1 protein-coding gene is annotated in these 377 nt (G+C 34.2%); it reads left to right on the top strand.

Annotation, left to right across the window (positions count from 1 at the left end; genetic code table 11):
• Positions 1-377, top strand: a 377-nt coding sequence (locus ABDH49_09310; GenBank protein ID MEN3047135.1) for a transglutaminase domain-containing protein, incomplete at both ends; no start/stop codon positions are given.

Genomic DNA, 377 nt, shown 5'->3' with positions numbered 1-377 from the left:
ATAGGCAAATACTACTTAGTAAAGGAGAAAGATGCCCACCTTTGGGTAGAGGCTTACATAGATAAACAGTGGATAAGGTTAGACCCAACCCCTCCGGTTAGGAATCAGGTTATAAACACCATAGAAAGACCATCAAAACTGAATCTACTCTTTGACAGTATAAACTACTACTATACAGCCTTTGTGGTAAACTACGACTTTTCAAAACAGATGGACTTTTATAGGGGAATAAAAGAAAAAATTTCAAAAATTCCGGATATAAAACTTCACCTAAAGAAAGAGATAGTAGTCTCTACATTCTTACTACTTCTGCTTATTATAGGTTTAGTTTTTGTTTACAACTATCTAACAAAAAGCTACGAGGAGAGATTACTAAA

This window comes from Candidatus Hydrothermales bacterium, from assembly GCA_039630235.1.
Taxonomy (GTDB): domain Bacteria; phylum Hydrothermota; class Hydrothermia; order Hydrothermales; family JAJRUZ01; genus JBCNVI01.
This window is presented reverse-complemented; position numbering and strand designations above follow the sequence as displayed.